This is a genomic window from Bradyrhizobium sp. (assembly GCF_049581145.1).
Classification (GTDB): Bacteria; Pseudomonadota; Alphaproteobacteria; order Rhizobiales; family Xanthobacteraceae; genus Bradyrhizobium.
Map to the genome: position 1 here is coordinate 1 of NZ_JBAURI010000638.1, position 2,139 is coordinate 2,139.

A 2,139-nucleotide genomic window follows, 5' to 3' on the forward strand; every position below is an offset into this window, starting at 1 on the left:
GCTCGTAGGGAACGGTGAGCAGATGGAAGTTGCCGCCCTCGTTCTTGATATTCTTGATGACCGGCGAGTTCTTCGAGACGCTCGCGACCCAGGCGTCCCGCTCGCCGCTGAGCAGCTTCTGCAAGCCGCCATCAGGATCGGTTTGCGAATCGATATCCGCCACCTCGATCCCCATACGACGAAAGATGATCCGCGCCGCCGGTAGCCCGATGCTGCGTTCGGCGAAAACCCGCTTACCGGCGAGATCCTGAAGTGTTCGGATCTCCCGACGCGCCACGATGTGAATATCGTTGTGGAACAACGGCGCGATGTACCGGACCCGCTTGTTGATGTCCGGTATGTTGTATTCCGTCTTCACGAATTCCATCGCGTCCGACGTGACGAATCCCATGTCGATATTCTTCAGCCGGATGATGTCGATGAGATTCTGGGCCGAGCCCTTGCCGAGAATTGGCAGCACCCGAAGTTCGTCGCCATTGTCGAGCACGGCCGCCATATCCGAACCCATGATCGACATCGGACCGCCGATCGGCGCCGTGATCACAGTAACCGTGCCGGCATTGAGCGCGTCACGCTCGGGTAACCCTCCGATTTGAGCCGGGCCTCTTTGCTCTTCCGGGACGCTTGGCTGCTGAACCAGGACTCTTGACCGCTGAACTGGTCCTTTCTGCTGCGCACTTGCGCCACACGCGAGAACCGCCACTCCAATGCAGATCAACGCGCGGGAAACCTCAGCCATGATACCTCCCCCTCAACATCTCGGCAGCATGATGCTGCTAATAGAACGCCCTTAAACGCGGCTGAAATTAGACCCTATATTTTGGGGCCGGTATCTTTGTACGTCCGCGTTGATCGCGGCCTGGCCTGGCTCAAGAGCTCCGGCCGAAGGATGGGTCCGGGGACGGAGACGATGGCGCCAACTTGTACGGGCAAAACCGCAAGAAGAACCTGAGGTCATCGATCGCGTGAACAACGTGATGGATTACTACTGCGATAGACAGTGCACCGAAGGCGATAACAAAGACGTATGCCCCTATCAGAAACAGCGGCAAGCCTCATCAAAGGCGACGGGAACGGTGAAGATGACAGGAAATGCCGGGTATCGAATTGCTCTGTTCTCGCCGAGCCTCGATCCATTCCGCTCCGGGAGCCACCAACACTTGGGGCAATCGCGGAAGTGGCAGGTGTTCTTCGCGATCCGTCGTTCGCCACGTGCTCGCACTGTTCGACGCGGCCTCCGGGCGCCGACGTTCGGCAGCGCGCGATGGCAGTCATGGCGAGCGTCGTTCGATCTGTAGAATGCCAAGTGCTGCTCTCGCCAGGCAAGCACCATACGACCGAATATATCCGCGACTTCCAGATCTGAACGACCCATGAGATCGGCCGTCAGAAGTGTTGGGGCGCCGACGGCGAGGATGCGAAGCGCCGTGGCGGCTGGTGCACGACCGCGCGCCTCGCCCGAAAATAAACACACAATGGTCTTCGACTCTTAACGTTGCCGCCAAAAATCTCGGCGCAACCTTGCGAAAGAACGAAACTGCAGCGGCCAATCAGCGCGAAAGACGCGCCGGCATACTGCCAAGGAAGCAAAACCGCTCAAGCAACGTACCAGGGCCCGTCGATGGGCGGGTTGATGCTCTGATCGCAAACAGCACTAGACGCGCCGCGCGATCATGCCGGGTCGGTCGTCGGGAGGTTGGTGATGGGTGTCCCAAAACACGGTGAAAATGCCGAGGGGCTGGCTGCAAGCGTCCCGCCCGGGATCGGAGATCTTCAGCAGCACAACGAGGTACGCCGTATTCAGGAGAGAGTTGCCGCGCTGACCAAGCAGCACGAGACAAGCTGGCGCTCGGCGCAGAGGCATCGGCCGTCCATCGACCAACAGGCCGACATCGAGGTGGAGTTCACAACGGTGCCATCGCGCGGGCAGAGGACGGAATTTGAAGAAATTCCCTACGGGGCCGGTATGGGGACGCTCGACCCCGTCGTGATGCCACCTCCACCGCAAGACAGGCGATTCTTGTTGAGCCTTGGCACGGTTGCTGGATTCAGCGCCGCATTTTGCCTCGCCGCGGGTATCGCGTTGGCGATGACCAATTTCATGCAGGTGCAGTTTGTCAGTAGAGCCGTCCGCAGCGG

Annotated in this window: 3 pseudogenes; 1 reads left to right on the forward strand and 2 read right to left on the reverse strand. The window is 59.6% G+C overall.

The annotated features are described in order from the left end of the window. Together WCB02_RS21060 and WCB02_RS21065 are read right to left on the reverse strand one after the other, a co-directional pair. A pseudogene (locus WCB02_RS21060) lies at positions 1-508 on the reverse strand (TAXI family TRAP transporter solute-binding subunit); the annotation flags it as partial. 561 nt (positions 509-1,069) lie between these two features. Next, positions 1,070-1,375: pseudogene (locus WCB02_RS21065) on the reverse strand (transposase zinc-binding domain-containing protein); the annotation flags it as partial. A gap of 327 nt (positions 1,376-1,702) precedes the next feature. On the opposite strand from WCB02_RS21065, the pseudogene WCB02_RS21070 reads away from it, so the two are divergent. Further along, positions 1,703-2,139, forward strand: a pseudogene (locus WCB02_RS21070) (hypothetical protein); the annotation flags it as partial.